Below are 13,392 nucleotides of genomic sequence, written 5' to 3' on the forward strand. Positions count from 1 at the left end.
GATACGTCGTGGGGAGCGTACGGGCCCGCCGGGGCGGGGCCACGTTCTCGGTGGTGGGGATCGAGGGGGGATCCGATGACTGAAGCGCCGGTGCCGATCCTGATGTACCACTCGGTGGCGACCGCGCCGAACGACGCCACGCGTGCCCTGTCGGTCGCGCCCGAGGCGTTCTCCGAGCAGATGGCGATGATCGGCGACCTCGGGTTCACCCCCGTCGACACCGCCGGTCTGGCGGCCGGTTGGCGCACGGGGGGCCCGCTGCCGCCGCGTCCCGTCCTGATCACCTTCGACGACGGCTACGAGGGCGTGCACCGGCACGCCCTGCCCGTGCTCGCCAAGCACGGCTTCGCCTCGACCCTGTTCGTCTCCACGGGCTGGATCAAGGGCGCGTACGACACCGGGGGCGGCCTCGACACCATGCTCGACTGGGACCAGGTGCGCGAACTGGCCGCGGCGGGCGTCGAGATCGGCGGCCACAGCCACACCCACCCGCAGCTCGACCAGCTCGACGACGACAGGCTGCGGTACGAGCTGAGCCGGTGCCGGCAGATCGTCGCCGACGAACTGGGCGCCGCCCCGGCCTCCTTCGCCTACCCGTACGGCTACTCCAGCCGCCGGGTGCGCGAGGCCGTCCGGGAGAGCGGGTACGCCCAGGCGCTCGCCGTCGGCAACGCCCTCGCGCGCCGCCGCCAGGGCCCGTACGCGCTGCGGCGGGTCACCGTGCGCCGCAGCACCGGGATCGAGGAGTTCGGACGCCTTCTCGAAGGCCGTTCGATCGCCCGCACCTTCGCCGGGGACCGCGCCCTCACCAAGGGGTACGCCCTGGTCCGCAGAGCACGTCAGGTCCGCCGGAAGGCCATCCGTTCCCGTGTCTGACACGACGACCACGACAACCGAGGCCCAGCCCCCGACCGAGGCGCCCGAGCAGCAGGGGCGCCGTCTTCGGCTGCCCGGGCTCGGCCGGTCCCGGAGCGGCAGCCCGCTGTTCCGCAACGCCTACGCCCTGATGCTCAACACCGGTATCTCCGCGGTGCTGGGCCTCGGGTACTGGCTGGTCGCCGCCCGCTACTACTCCGACACGGCGGTGGGCCAGGGCTCGGCCGCGATCGCCGCGATGAAGCTGCTGGCGGGCCTGACCGCGGTCACCCTGACCGGCGCCCTGGCCCGCTTCATCCCGGTCGCCGGACGCAGCACCGGGCGCTTCATCTTCCGTACGTACGCGGCGAGTTGCGTCGTGGTGTCATTCGCGGCGGGCGTGTTCCTGCTGACCTTGGACACCTGGGGGCCGTCGTACGCCTTCCTGCACGGGGCGGTCAAGGGCCTCGGCTTCATCATGGCGGTCGCCGCCTGGAACCTGCTCACGCTGCAGGACGGGGTGCTGACGGGGCTGCGCAGCGCGCCCTGGGTGCCCGTCGGCAACACCGTCTTCTCCGCGGTGAAGCTGGCGCTGCTGATCGGGCTCGCCGCCTCGATGCCGACGACCGGTGTCTTCCTCTCCTGGGTCCTGGCCATCGCCACCTCCGTGGTGCCGCTCGGCATCCTGGTCTTCCGCAGATTGGTGCCCCGGCACGTCCAGGCGACCGAGGACCACGCGAAGCCGCCCACGGTCAAGGAGATCGGCAGGTTCCTCGCCGGCGACTACACGGGCTCGCTGTTCTCGCTCGCCGTGGTCTACCTCGTGCCGGTCATCATCGCCTCGCAGGTCAGCTCCGAGGACAACGCGTACTTCTACATCACCACCACGATCGGCGGCACGATCAACCTGCTCGCCATCAACATGGGTGCCTCGCTGACCGTCGAGGGCTCGCACGACCCGGGGCGGCTCGCCGCCAACACCCGGGCCGCGCTCCGGCGGATGGCCCGGATCATGCTGCCGATCTGCGGGCTGCTGTTCCTCGGGGCGCCGTACATCCTCGGCGTCTTCGGCTCGGGCTACGCGGACGCGGCGACCCCGCTGCTGCGCTGGTTCGCGGTCGGCGCGCTGCTCCGGGTGGTGATGGAGACGTACTTCGCGGTGCTGCGCGCCCAGAGCCGCACCGCCGGACTGGCCTGGCTGCAGGGCCTGTTGTGCGTGCTGGTGCTCGGACTGACCGTGCTGCTGCTGCCCCGGATGGGGCTGACCGGCGCCGGTGTCGCCGAGATCTCCTCGCTCGCCGTGATCGTCGCCATCGCCGCGCCCAAGCTGTACACCACCGTGCGGGCCGCCCCCGCCGAACTGCCCGCGGACGCGGCGCCCGACGGGGACCTCGCCGACCTGGGTGCGCGTGAGGCACCCGCGAACGAGAAGCCGCGCCGGCGCGGACCGGCCTGGGCGCTGGACACCGACACCCTCGCGCTCGGCATCCACGTCGACTTCGACCACCAGGAACGGCGCCCGGACGTGCGCCCGGGACCGGGCACCCCGCCCACCGGCACGCCCGCCGTACGCCCGGACCACCGGCCGACCTGGGCGAAGCAGCCGCAGGTCGGGCTGCCGGTCGAGGAGCGAGAGCCCGGTTCGGAGGCCTCGCTGGGGCCGGCCGAGCTGGAGGTCGACGCGCCCTTCGAGGCCGCCGAAGAGGCAGTGGCCGAAGAGGCCGTACGGGAGCCGTCGCCCGCGCGGGCGGAGACGCCCGTACGGGAAGAGGTGCGCGCGCCCGAGCCGCCCGCCGTGTCCTGGCGTCAGCGGCTGCAGCCGACCCGGCTCGGGCTGCTCCTGGGCTGTCTGCTGGTCGCCGCGCTGCTGCTGTACTGGGTGCCCGCGCTGCGGCTCGGCGAGAGCGACCTGGACCGCATGGGCGGGCTCGGGCTGATCTCGGTGCTGCCGCTGCCGACGCTGGTCGGGGCCGCGCTGCTGATCGCGGTGTTCGGCTCGCTGCTGTGGCTGGGCCGCGAGCACAAGGCACTGCTGCTCATCACCCTGCTGGCGACCGTGGTGTCACTGCACGCGCTGCCCGCGGTGATCGAGACCGAACCGCGGTTCCCGACGGCCTGGCAGCACCTGGGCTTCCTCGACCACATCGACCGGACCGGCTCGGCCGTGCCCGACCTGGACGCGCGCTGGAGCTGGCCGGGCTTCTTCGCGGTGGTCGCGTTCGTGACCAGGGCCTGCGGGGTCACCGACCTCACCGAACTGATCCGCTGGTGGCCGCTGACCATCCAACTCCTGTATCTGGCGCCGATGTTCCTCCTCGTCCGCTCGATGCGGGCGAGCTGGCGGGCCAAGTGGACCGGCATCTGGATCTTCGTCCTCAGCGGCTGGGTCGGCCAGGACTACTTCTCCCCGCAGGGCTTCACCTACCTGCTCTACCTGGCGTTCGTGGCGATCCTGCTGGTCTGGTTCCGCGAACCGCGCGTGATCTGGACCAAACGGCGTCCGGGCGAGGCGGAGGTCGAACCGGCGGACCGGCGTCAGAAGGCCGTCCTGCTGGCCGTGTTGATCGGCCTGTTCATGGCGAGCGTCCCGGCCCACCAGCTCACCCCGTTCGTGATGCTGGGTGTGCTCGCGGCGCTCGTCCTGGTCGGCCGCTCCGAACTGCGCGGCCTGCCCATCCTGTTCGCCGTGGTGGTCGCGGTGTGGATCGGCTTCATGGCCGAGCCGTACTGGTCCGGCCACTTCGACGAGCTGTTCGGCGGGGTCGGCGGCGTCGGCAGCAATGTCTCCACCTCCGTCTCCGGCCGTATCCAGGGCGGCAGTTCGACGCACAAGCTCGTCCTGTACGCACGCGTGCTGCTGGCCGGCGGTGTGATGCTGTTCGCCTGCTGGGGCTGGTGGCGCCGGCGCGACCACAAGTACCGCGAGCGGTCGCTGCTGGTCCTCACCTTCGTCCCGTTCCTCGGCTTCGGCATGCAGTCCTACGGCGGCGAGATGGCGCTGCGCGTGTTCATGTTCGCCCTGCCCGGCGCGGCCCTGCTGGCCGGTCTCGCCCTGTTCCCGCGCACCGGCGTCACCGCCGAGGAGCGGGACAAGGACCGGGTGAGCCTGGCCCCGCTGGCCGCGCTGATGGCCGGACTGCTGCTCATGGGCGGCTTCCTGGTGGCCCGCTGGGGCAACGAGCCCTTCGAGCGGGTCCGGCCCGGCGAGGTCGCCGCCATGGACTACGTCTACGCCCACGACAAGCCGACGGTCCGCCTGCTGTGGCTCAGCAACGACACCGTCAACGACGTGACCCCGGCGATGCCGTGGGGCGCGAAGGACATGGAGCGGGTCGACTACGTGCCGACGCTCGCGCCGGCCGACCCGGTCCTGGTCTCCAGTCTGGTCAAGGCGCTCAAGGACGCGGGGCCGAACTCGTACCTGATGATCAACGCGGGTCAGGTGACCTACCTCCAGATGGACGTGGGCTACTCGGCCACCTGGGAACCCCGGCTGATCCAGAACCTGGACCGGCGGCCCGAGTTGAAGAAGGTGTACGACAACGCGGACGCGACGGTCTACGCCCTGAGGAAGCAGCCCGAGGGCACGGTGCCCCAGCCCGACCCGGGTCCGATCGGTCCGCAGATCACCTGGACGCCGTGGTCGGTGGTCGGCGCCCTCGCCGCCCTCGCGCTGATCGTGATGCTGACGGCACGTGAGGTCATCCGGGTCGCGATGCGGCCCGGCGTGCGCCAACTGCGCCTGCTGCAGAGCAGCTTCTGGTTCTCGCTGCCGCTGCTGGCGGTGCTGCTGGCCTCGCTGGTGCAACGGTTCCTGAGCCTGAAGTGAGATCCGCGTACGAGGTGAAGCGGCCTGCGGCCCTACGGCTGAGGTCGCATCACCTCGAACGCGCCGGCCTGCGCCTCGACCGGGTCGACGAGCGCTGTGCGTGGCGCAGGCGGCCCGGCGTGGAGTCGCGGCGACGAGGTGAAGCAGCCCAGAGCCCTACCGCTTGAGCCACTTCACCTCGTACGCCTGCATCTCGAACCGCTTGCCGTCGATCCGCGCGCTGATCGACCGGTCGAGGGTGTTGACCACCAGGACGGTCCGGTCGCTCGCCAGCACCCGGACGTTGGGCACGTCGTCCGCCGCGACCGACACGGTCTCGTACCGCGTGCCGGGCCGGAACGCCTGGTCGAACCGGGAGACCAGGTCGAACATGGGCAGCTTCCGTCCGCCGCCCGAGCCGTCGGTCGGCGTCCACAGACAGCCCGCGCAGGTGTCGCCCTTCTCGTCCTCCGGGTTCCAGTAGAAGCCGGAGGAGGCACCGCCCCTGACCATCGCGATCATCCCGGCGGCCTGGACGGCGACCCGGCGGGTCTCGGACCAGCCCTTGCGGTCGTCGTTGCCGTCGGCGGGTTCGACGTAGTACTCGGCCCACCACAACGGCAGGTCGTGCGTCTGCTGCCGGACCCACCGGCCCACGGCGGTGAGCTTGTCGGTGGCCCCGAACTCGTCCGGCTTCATCTCGTCGTCGTTGGTGTAGCTGGAGCCGTCGACGACGACGAAGTCGGCGCCCGCCTTGTGCTCGTTCCAGTAGTCGAAGGCGTCCAGGACCCGCTGGTCCATGGCGCCCCAGGGTCCCTTGAAGGTCGCGGAGGCCTCGTCGGCGCGCGGATCGACGCTGTCCATCACCAGATACGGCCCGCCGACCATGATGTCCTTGTCGACCTTCTTGAGCGCCCGGTAGACGAGGTTGTAGAGCCGGGTGTACCCCTCGTAGTCCCAGCGGCCCTTGGCGTTGTTCCAGAAGCCCTTGAACTCGTTCCAGACGACGAAGTGCCGTACGTCCGGATAGCGCTGGGCGACGGTCGCGGCGAGCGCGGCGAAGTCGGCGTAGTGCCGCGGCTGCGGGGCGGTCTCCAGCGCGGACTGGCTCCAGTCGGTGTTGTCGACGCCGGCCTTGCCGCCCTTCATCCAGTCCGGGGCGCAGCACAGGGTGACGACCGGGGTGCCGCCCGACTTTCGGATGAAGTCGATCCGGCGGTCCATCGCGCCGAAGTCGTAACGGCCCTTCACCGGCTCGGGGTTGTCCGCGCCCCAGCCCATGAGCGCCTGGTCCTGCGGCATGCCCCCGGCGTCCTGGATCAGCCTCTCGACCCGGTCGGTCGCGGTGGAGCTGCCCTCGTCGGCGCTGTACTGGGTGTGGGTGAAGCCCCAGCCGACCTCGGGCTTGTCCTGGTCCGGCGGGGTCACCGGGGTGCCGTGCACCGTGGCGCCGTTCTTGGAGGTGCCCTTGGTTCCGCCGCTGTCCGGAAGCGTGTTGAGGAGGGTCACGACCAGCGCGAGCGCGGCGACGCCCACACCGAGCAGTGCGGTGAGCCGCCACCGCCGAGCCCCCGAAGTCCACCCATGACGTCCCATCGAGGCCAACAGTAACCGTGTGGACGCCAGATAGGGCAGATGTAGTGAATGCACAGCTTCGCTACATTTTCGCATGGGGGAAATCCCGTGCGCGGAGTGCGTCGGTGCCGGATCATGGACGCCATGTCTGCGAACCCACACGACGCGTTGCCGATCCGGCTCAACGTCGACGACAGCGACTCGCCGTCCGACGTCGTCGACGCGCTGTTCCTCGGCCGCTTCGCGACGGGCGAGCAGCCGTACTCGCACGCGGCGAACATCGACCGGGTGCGCTCCGGGGCGACTCTGCTGCCGCCCGGCGCGCGGGTGCTGCGCGTGGCCCGCGACGACGACCGCAGCGCGACCCTGGCCGAGGGCGAGGGCTGGACGGTGCTGATCTCCCGCTGGAACCGGGGCGCGGACGTCACGGTCACGGCGACCAGCGCGGAGCTCGCGAAGAAGGTCCTCGACCAGGCCACGGACGGCGCGGCGGACGAGCCCGAACCCCAGCCGGAGAACGTGACGATGGGCTTCTGGTACGTCTCCCCGAGGCGCGGCCCGCACCGCACCACCCGGCAGATCTCCGCGGGCACCTGGGACGAGGTGCGGGAGAACTACACGGCGCCGGTGGCGGAGGCGATGGACCGCCTGATGAAGACGACGCCGGAGGACATCGCGGGCCGGCTGCTGCTGCTCCACGGCCCGCCGGGCACGGGCAAGACCTCGGCGCTGCGCACCCTCGCCCGCTCCTGGCGGGACTGGTGCCAGGTCGACTGCGTCCTGGACCCCGAGCGGCTGTTCAGCGACGTCGGCTATCTGATGGACATCGCGATCGGCGAGGACGACTCGACGGGCAAGGGCCGCTGGCGGCTGCTCCTGCTGGAGGACTGCGACGAACTGATCCGCGGCGAGGCCAAGCACACGGCGGGCCAGGCGCTGTCCCGGCTGCTGAACCTCACCGACGGACTGCTGGGGCAGGGCCGTAACGTCCTGGTGGGCGTCACGACCAACGAGGACCTGGAGCGCCTGCACCCCGCCGTGGTGCGCCCGGGCCGCTGTCTGGCCCGCATCGAGGTGGGCAGGCTGACGCACCGCGAGGCGGTCGGCTGGCTGGGCACCGAGGAGGGCGTCGGCCGCGAGGGCGCGACCCTGGCCGAGCTGTACGCGCTACGCCGGGGCACCTCACCGACCTCGGTGCCGGATCCCCGGGACGGGGCGGACGCGGGGCTGTACCTGTAGTGCTTTCATGGACGGTATGACCCTGTTCGTCGGGACGTCGGGGTGGCAGTACAAGGACTGGCGGGGTGTGCTCTACCCCGCCGGGTGCCCCACGCGGCTGTGGCTCGAGGAGTACACGGCGCACTTCGCGACGGTGGAGATCAACAACGCGTTCTACCGTCTGCCGGCGCGGGAGACCTTCGAGGCGTGGCGGGAGCGGGTGCCGGGCGACTTCGTGGTCGCGGTGAAGGCGAGCCGGTACCTCACCCACATCAAGCGGCTGCGGGAGCCCGAGGAGCCGGTCGACCGCCTGATGACCCACGCGGCGGGTCTCGGGGACCGGCTGGGCCCGGTCCTTCTCCAGCTCCCGCCCACCCTGAAGGTCGACCCGGGCCTGCTGGACACCTGCCTCGGCTGCTTCCCGCCCGGCACCCGGGTCGCGGTCGAGCCGCGGCACGAGTCCTGGTGGACGCCGGAGGTGCGCAAGGTCCTTGCGACCCGGGGTGCGGCCCTGTGCTGGGCGGACGTCCTCTCCCGCCCGGTCACCCCGCTGTGGCGCACCACGGACTGGGGCTACGTCCGCTTCCACCAGGGCCGCGCGCAACCGTGGCCGCACTACGGCCGCCGGGCCCTGGAGACATGGGTGGCCCGGATCATGAGCACCTGGCGCGCGGACGAGGACGTCCACGCCTACTTCAACAACGACCCGACGGGGGCGGCGGTACACGACGCGACGAGGTTCGCGAAGGCGGCCCGAGCAGCGGGCTTCCCGGTCACCCGCACCCCATCGCTGTCGCCCGCCTGATGGGCCGCCGCTGTCCGAACTCCGCTCAGCCCGCGCCGTACCCCGCCCGCAACGCGTCCCGCACCGCGGCCAGCGCATCGGCCTCCGCCAGCCCCAACCGCCGCGCCCGGTCCACGTACGCCTGGGCCGCCGCCGCGAGCTCCCGCTCCGCCGCCGAGCCCGCCGCCGCCACGTACGTCCCGTGCCGGCCCCGCGTCTCGATCACCCCGTCGCTCTCCAGCGCCCGGTACGCCTTGGCCACCGTGTTCGCCGCCAGCCCCAGCGACTCGGCGAGCCCCCGCACGGTCGGCAGCCGGTACCCCACCGGCAGCGCCCCCGTCCGCGCCTGCTCGGAAATCTGCGCCCGCACCTGCTCGTACGGCGCGGCACTGTCGTCGATGTGGATCTTCAAGGTCACGGCCCGATTGTCCCGTACCGGCCCGAAAATGGGAGGCACCCGGGCCCGACTCCCCCGTAGCGTGCGCCTTCATGACAGTAACCGTGCGCGACCTGCGTCCCGACGACCGGAAAGACCTCGAGGACTTCGCCCTCATCCGCCATCTCGGCCTTCCCTACGTCATGTGGACCGCCGACGCCATCCGTCACCGCCTCCTGCACACCCACCCGGACGCGAAGGCCCGGGCGCTGGTGGCGGAGGAGGACGGCGAGATGATCGGCACGGCCCAGATCGGCCTCGCCCACGACAGCCCGCAGCCGGGCCAGGGGTTCCTCAACATCTACGTGCACCCGGACCGGTTCCACCGCGGCGCCGGCCGTCTGCTGGTCCAGGCGTCCGAGGAGCATCTGATCGCGCACGGTGCGACGAAGCTGTTCGCGTGGGTCCTCGACGAGCCGGCCAACCGCGCCTTCGCCGAGCACCACGGCTACCGCGCCAGCCGCTCGGCCGGCTTCCTCCGGCTGGACCTGGCGAACGTCACGCTGCCGCCCCTGCAGGACCCCCCGCCCGGCACCGAGCTGCGCACGGCCGCCGACTTCGCGGACGACCCGCGCCCGCTGTTCGAGCTGGACGCGGAGACGACGGCGGACGAACCGAGCGATGTCGACTCCGAGTTCACGGACTACGAGGTCTGGATCGAGGAGAACTGGAAGCACCCGTGCCTCGACCTCGGCCTGACCACGGTGGCGGTCGTCGACGGCCGCCCCGCCGCCTTCACCGTGGCCTACACGGACGGCACCCGTTACTTCACCGCCATGACCGGCACCGCCCGCGCCTTCCGCGGCCGGGGTCTGGCCAAGCTGGCCAAGAACCACTCGCTGCACCGCGCCCGTGCCGCCGGCTTCACCGAGGCCCACACGGGCAACGACGCCGGCAACGGTCCGATGCTCGCGATCAACAAGTGGCTGGGGTACGAGATCTCCGCGTCGGAGGTGCGTTATGTCCGCGAACTCGGCTGAGCCGGTCCGGCGGTTGAACGTCGTCCTCGTCAAGGCGGGCCGCACGAAGATCGGTTACGAGGCCGACCTCGTCGAGGACGACGGCGACCGGATCGCCGTACGCGCCCCCTGGGCGGGCGAGGGGGTCCGTGACTTCGGGTTCGTGCGCTTCGAGAAGGGCGACGTCTTCACCGAGTACTACTGGCGGGACCGCTGGTACGCGGTGAAGGAGGTCCGTGACGCCGAGGGCGGGCTGAAGGGCTGGTACTGCGATGTCACCCGCCCCGCGGTCCTCCTCGGCTCGGAACTGATCGTCGAGGACCTCGATCTGGACCTGTGGCGCTCGGCCGACGGCAGGGAAGTACGCCGTCTGGACGAGGACGAGTTCGCGGCCAGTGGCCTGGCGGAGAGGGACCCTCGGGCGGCGGCAGCGGCGGTCGCGGCCCTGGACACCCTGGAGCGGCTGGCCCAGGAGGGCGGCTTCGACGCGCTGCTGGCCTGAGGCGCCGCCGCCTCACACCAGCGCCACCACCGCGTACCGCTCGTCCTCGACCGGCCTTCCCCACAACACCGCGTCCTGCGACAGCGGCTCCACCCGCACCTGCTCGGCCAACGGCTCGACGAGCCCGGTGAGCGTGCCGGCCGGTATGCCGGCCGGCGTGACCGTCCCCCACACCCCCTCGATCAGCACGAGCCGCCCGCCCGGCCGCAGCAGCCCCCTCCAGTGCCTCAGCGCGCGGCCGGGATCGGGCAGGGCCCACAGCACATGCCGTACGAGCACGACGTCGAAGCGCTGCTCGCCCACCGGGGGTGCCGCCGCGTCGCCGACCAGGAACACCGCGTCACGCCCGGCCAGCTTGGCCCGCGCCCGCTCGACCATGGCCGGTGAGGCGTCCACACCCGTGACGCGGTGTCCCTGTTCGGCCGCGAGGAGCGACAGACTGCCCGTGCCGCAGCCGAGGTCGAGGACGTCCGAGGACTTTTCCGGCAGCCAGTCGCGCAGCCGGGCCGCCCAGGCCCGCCGTACCTCCGGATCGCGCAGTCCGTGGTCCGGCTCGTCGTCGAAGGAGGCGGCTTCGGCGTCCCAGTCGATGCCGGAGCCCGCGTTCGCCCCGGTCAGAGCTTCACTGTCGTTCGTCATGCCCCCAGAGTGACACCCGCCACTGACAGTCGAATCGTGACAGCCGCCACTGACAGACCCGCACCGATGAGTCACTCTCCCGAAAAGGGTCTACCTCCGTGAGAACGCGGAACTCGGTAGGCACTGAAGGAGGCAGCCATGCGCCGGACCACTGTGCAGAAGCCCCTGAAGAAGTCGGACTCGCGCAGGGTCCACGAGGAAGCCGACGAGCGTCCCGCCGGGCGCCCGGAGGTGCGGAAGGACATCGCACGAACGTGGTGGCCCGACGGGTGAGGGCACTCAGTCGAGCCGCTTGCGGAAGTGGACACGGTCGTAGGGGCCGTCCACCCGCCGCTCCACGACCTCGTAGCCGAACTTCGGATAGATCTTCTGGTTCTCCCACATCATCGCGTTGGTGTAGAGCCTGACCTCGGGCAGACCGAGCGCACGCGCGCGTGCCTCGACGAAGTCCAGCAGCCGTCGTCCCACGCCCGTGCCGTGTGCGTCGGGGTGGACGGCGATGCTGTCGAGGAACAGATGGTCGTCGCGCTCCTCCAGCACGACGAGCCCGATGACGGGATCGCCCGTCACGAACACCTTTCCCGCGGCCACGTTCGCCGCGTGGTCCGCCTCCATGGGCACCGGCACCACCCCGATCCGTTCGATGTAGGGGTGGTACGCGGCGTCGGTCACGGCCTTCACGGCCGCCACGTCGGCGGCCGCTGCCGCCCGGATCCCGTCGTCTGCCATGCCGGCACGCTCCCTACCTGATCCCAGTCTCAGCACTCCCTTAACGCGAGCATAAGGATCTCCCTCACCCGTCCCCAGCAGGCGATTTCACGGTTTCCCGGGGCTAGCTTCTGATCACGCCCCACGGGATTCGCCCAGGACCGTTCCGAGGAGATTCCGCATGCCCGCACGCCTCCGCAAGGCCGTCACGATCGCCGCCCTCGGCGCGACCCCGCTCGCCCTGACCGCCCTCGCCGCCGCCCCGGCGTCGGCGCACGGGACGATGGGCGACCCGGTCAGCCGGGTCGCGCAGTGCTACGCGGAGAACCCGGAGAGCCCCACGTCGGACGCGTGCAGGGCGGCGGTCGCGGCCGGCGGCACCCAGGCGCTCTACGACTGGAACGGCATCCGCATCGGCGACGCGAACGGCCGGCACCAGGCGCTGATCCCGGACGGCAAGCTGTGCAGCGCGGGCAACGAGGAGTTCAAGGGCCTCGACCTGCCCCGCGCGGACTGGCCGGCGACGGGCGTGCGCGGCGGGTCGTACACCTTCAAGTACCGCGTGACCGCCCCGCACAGGGGCACGTTCACCGTGTACATCACCAAGCCGGGCTACGACCCGACAAAGCCCCTGGCCTGGAAGGACCTGGACCTGACCGCTCCGGTGGCGAAGGCCACCGACCCGGTCGCCGCGAACGGTTTCTACACGTTCTCCGGCACCCTCCCCCAGCGCTCGGGCCGACAGCTCCTGTATGCGATCTGGCAGCGCTCGGACAGCCCGGAGGCCTTCTACTCCTGCTCGGACGTCACCTTCGGGGGCGGCGCCACGGCCACCGGCTCGACGTCGGCTCCGGCCGCCTCCGCGCCCTCCGACCGGCAGATCGCGGCCGGTGCCGACAAGTCGACGGATCAGCACCACGGTCACGGCGACCAGGACGCCGCCACGTCGGCCAAGCCGGCCGCCGCCAACTCGCCGAAGGCGGCCGGTGCCGTGGAGAACCTCGCCGAGACGGGAGGCGGTGGCAGCACCCCGTACCTCGCGATGGGCGGTGCGGCGGCGCTCGCGCTGGGGTCGGCGGCGCTGTTCGCCTCGGTCCGCCGGCGTGCGACGACCTCAGGCCGTCGGTAGCCCACGGGGGGCGGGGCCTGTCCGGCGGCTCAGGTCGGACAGGCCCCGTTCGTGCGTCAGCTCAGCACCGACGCGCAGGTGGTCGTGGTGGCGTGCGCCGGGTCGAGCGCGTTGGCCACCTCGTGGAAGGCGAGCCGGTCACTGAGACCCATCAGGACGTGCTCGGAGAGGTCGAGCGAGCACAGGTTCTGGATGAGGACGTTGTGCACGTCGGAACCGCTCAGGAACTGACTCGTGTACGGCGTGACGACCTCGTCGTACTTGCTGGCGATGACGGTGTAGTGGACGCCGGGGACGGTGTCGCCGCCGGCGTTGAGCTTGGTGAGGAAGGCGGACCCGACGATCTGGTCGGCGAGGCCCGGAGTGGAGGAGGACAGCAGGTCGGACGCTCCCGGGAAGTACGGCAACAGGTTGGTGAGGCCGTCCAGGTCGGTTCCGTGGTTGTCGGGCGCGATGCCTACCAGGGCGTTCACCTTGGCGGCTCCGCCGAGGAACCTCAGGTAGTAGCGGGGCATCATGCCGCCCTGCGAGTGGCCGACGATGTCGGCCTTGGCGGCTTTGGTCGCGGCGAGCACCTTGTCGACGAAGGCGGAGAGCTGCTCGGCCGACTTGTCGATGGGGCCGAGGCCGTAGAAGACGGGGACGCCGGAGAGCTGGCCGTAGTCGAGGGAGAAGACGCAGTAGCCGCGGCTTTCCAGGTACGGGGCGAGACCCAGCCAGTTGTCGACCGAGTTGCCGAGGGTTCCGTGGACCAGGACGACGGGGCGGGGGTGGGTGGC

At 71.5% G+C, this 13,392-nt stretch carries 13 protein-coding genes; 8 read left to right on the forward strand and 5 right to left on the reverse strand.

The features are described 5' to 3' along the window. The first annotated feature begins 75 nt into the window (after positions 1–75). Entirely contained in the window at positions 76–876 is an 801-nt protein-coding gene (locus GRC12_RS32885) for a polysaccharide deacetylase family protein (RefSeq protein ID WP_208783286.1), read from the forward strand. Beyond that, positions 869–4,684 carry a lipopolysaccharide biosynthesis protein gene (locus GRC12_RS32890; RefSeq protein ID WP_208783287.1) on the forward strand — a complete coding sequence of 1,272 codons (3,816 nt, stop codon included), beginning with the start codon at positions 869–871 and terminating at the stop codon, positions 4,682–4,684. Before GRC12_RS32885 ends, GRC12_RS32890 begins: the two co-directional genes overlap by 8 nt. A 156-nt stretch (positions 4,685–4,840) precedes the next feature. On the opposite strand, the gene GRC12_RS32895 is transcribed toward GRC12_RS32890, so the two are convergent. Beyond that, entirely contained in the window at positions 4,841–6,259 is a 1,419-nt protein-coding gene (locus tag GRC12_RS32895; RefSeq protein ID WP_208783288.1) for a GH39 family glycosyl hydrolase, read from the reverse strand. Between the two features lie 123 nt (positions 6,260–6,382). Here GRC12_RS32895 and GRC12_RS32900 point away from each other — a divergent pair, with 123 nt between their 5' ends. Both GRC12_RS32900 and GRC12_RS32905 read left to right on the forward strand, forming a co-directional pair. Then, positions 6,383–7,477 (forward strand): DUF5925 domain-containing protein, encoded by a 1,095-nt coding sequence (locus GRC12_RS32900; protein WP_208783289.1) that lies wholly within the window; start codon positions 6,383–6,385, stop codon positions 7,475–7,477. A 16-nt stretch (positions 7,478–7,493) separates the two neighbouring features. Then, a complete protein-coding gene (locus GRC12_RS32905) occupies positions 7,494–8,261 on the forward strand; it encodes a DUF72 domain-containing protein (RefSeq protein ID WP_208783302.1) in 768 nt (255 codons plus the stop codon). A gap of 25 nt (positions 8,262–8,286) precedes the next feature. Here GRC12_RS32905 and GRC12_RS32910 read toward each other — a convergent pair whose 3' ends face one another. Then, the gene (locus GRC12_RS32910) at positions 8,287–8,658 is read right to left on the reverse strand and encodes a GntR family transcriptional regulator (RefSeq protein WP_208783290.1); all 372 of its coding nucleotides are present in this window, start codon (positions 8,656–8,658) and stop codon (positions 8,287–8,289) included. Between the two features lie 71 nt (positions 8,659–8,729). Here GRC12_RS32910 and GRC12_RS32915 point away from each other — a divergent pair, with 71 nt between their 5' ends. Both GRC12_RS32915 and GRC12_RS32920 read left to right on the forward strand, forming a co-directional pair. Continuing rightward, positions 8,730–9,656, forward strand: a complete 927-nt coding sequence (locus GRC12_RS32915; protein WP_208783291.1) for a GNAT family N-acetyltransferase — start codon at positions 8,730–8,732, stop codon at positions 9,654–9,656. Beyond that, positions 9,637–10,137, forward strand: coding sequence for a DUF402 domain-containing protein (locus tag GRC12_RS32920; protein WP_208783293.1), 501 nt, complete (start codon positions 9,637–9,639; stop codon positions 10,135–10,137). Before GRC12_RS32915 ends, GRC12_RS32920 begins: the two co-directional genes overlap by 20 nt. Before the next feature lie 12 nt (positions 10,138–10,149). Here the strand turns inward: GRC12_RS32920 and GRC12_RS32925 are convergent, their stop codons facing one another. After that, a complete protein-coding gene (locus GRC12_RS32925; protein ID WP_208783295.1) occupies positions 10,150–10,776 on the reverse strand; it encodes a class I SAM-dependent methyltransferase in 627 nt (208 codons plus the stop codon). Between the two features lie 138 nt (positions 10,777–10,914). On the opposite strand from GRC12_RS32925, the gene GRC12_RS46530 reads away from it, so the two are divergent. After that, positions 10,915–11,049, forward strand: coding sequence for a hypothetical protein (locus GRC12_RS46530; RefSeq protein ID WP_280117550.1), 135 nt, complete (start codon positions 10,915–10,917; stop codon positions 11,047–11,049). A 6-nt stretch (positions 11,050–11,055) separates the two neighbouring features. On the opposite strand, the gene GRC12_RS32930 is transcribed toward GRC12_RS46530, so the two are convergent. Then, entirely contained in the window at positions 11,056–11,505 is a 450-nt protein-coding gene (locus GRC12_RS32930) for a GNAT family N-acetyltransferase (RefSeq protein WP_208783297.1), read from the reverse strand. A 160-nt stretch (positions 11,506–11,665) separates the two neighbouring features. Here GRC12_RS32930 and GRC12_RS32935 point away from each other — a divergent pair, with 160 nt between their 5' ends. Next, positions 11,666–12,613 carry a lytic polysaccharide monooxygenase auxiliary activity family 9 protein gene (locus tag GRC12_RS32935; protein WP_208783299.1) on the forward strand — a complete coding sequence of 316 codons (948 nt, stop codon included), beginning with the start codon at positions 11,666–11,668 and terminating at the stop codon, positions 12,611–12,613. 56 nt (positions 12,614–12,669) lie between these two features. On the opposite strand, the gene GRC12_RS32940 is transcribed toward GRC12_RS32935, so the two are convergent. Next, on the reverse strand, positions 12,670–13,392 hold a 723-nt coding region (locus tag GRC12_RS32940; RefSeq protein ID WP_208783301.1), incomplete at its 5' end, for an esterase/lipase family protein.

Origin of the sequence: Streptomyces griseorubiginosus, assembly GCF_017614965.1 — a bacterium.
Classification (GTDB): Bacteria; Actinomycetota; Actinomycetes; order Streptomycetales; family Streptomycetaceae; genus Streptomyces; species Streptomyces griseorubiginosus_B.

Bases quoted from the DNA above. Each gene is read 5' to 3' on its own strand.
- GRC12_RS32885 (WP_208783286.1), top strand. From the start codon at position 76: ATGACTGAAGCGCCGGTGCCGATCCTGATGTACCACTCGGTGGCGACC.
- GRC12_RS32895 (WP_208783288.1), bottom strand. From the start codon at position 6,259: ATGGGACGTCATGGGTGGACTTCGGGGGCTCGGCGGTGGCGGCTCACC.
- GRC12_RS32900 (WP_208783289.1), top strand. From the start codon at position 6,383: ATGTCTGCGAACCCACACGACGCGTTGCCGATCCGGCTCAACGTCGAC.
- GRC12_RS32905 (WP_208783302.1), top strand. From the start codon at position 7,494: ATGACCCTGTTCGTCGGGACGTCGGGGTGGCAGTACAAGGACTGGCGG.
- GRC12_RS32915 (WP_208783291.1), top strand. From the start codon at position 8,730: ATGACAGTAACCGTGCGCGACCTGCGTCCCGACGACCGGAAAGACCTC.
- GRC12_RS32920 (WP_208783293.1), top strand. From the start codon at position 9,637: ATGTCCGCGAACTCGGCTGAGCCGGTCCGGCGGTTGAACGTCGTCCTC.
- GRC12_RS32925 (WP_208783295.1), bottom strand. From the start codon at position 10,776: ATGACGAACGACAGTGAAGCTCTGACCGGGGCGAACGCGGGCTCCGGC.
- GRC12_RS46530 (WP_280117550.1), top strand. From the start codon at position 10,915: ATGCGCCGGACCACTGTGCAGAAGCCCCTGAAGAAGTCGGACTCGCGC.
- GRC12_RS32930 (WP_208783297.1), bottom strand. From the start codon at position 11,505: ATGGCAGACGACGGGATCCGGGCGGCAGCGGCCGCCGACGTGGCGGCC.
- GRC12_RS32935 (WP_208783299.1), top strand. From the start codon at position 11,666: ATGCCCGCACGCCTCCGCAAGGCCGTCACGATCGCCGCCCTCGGCGCG.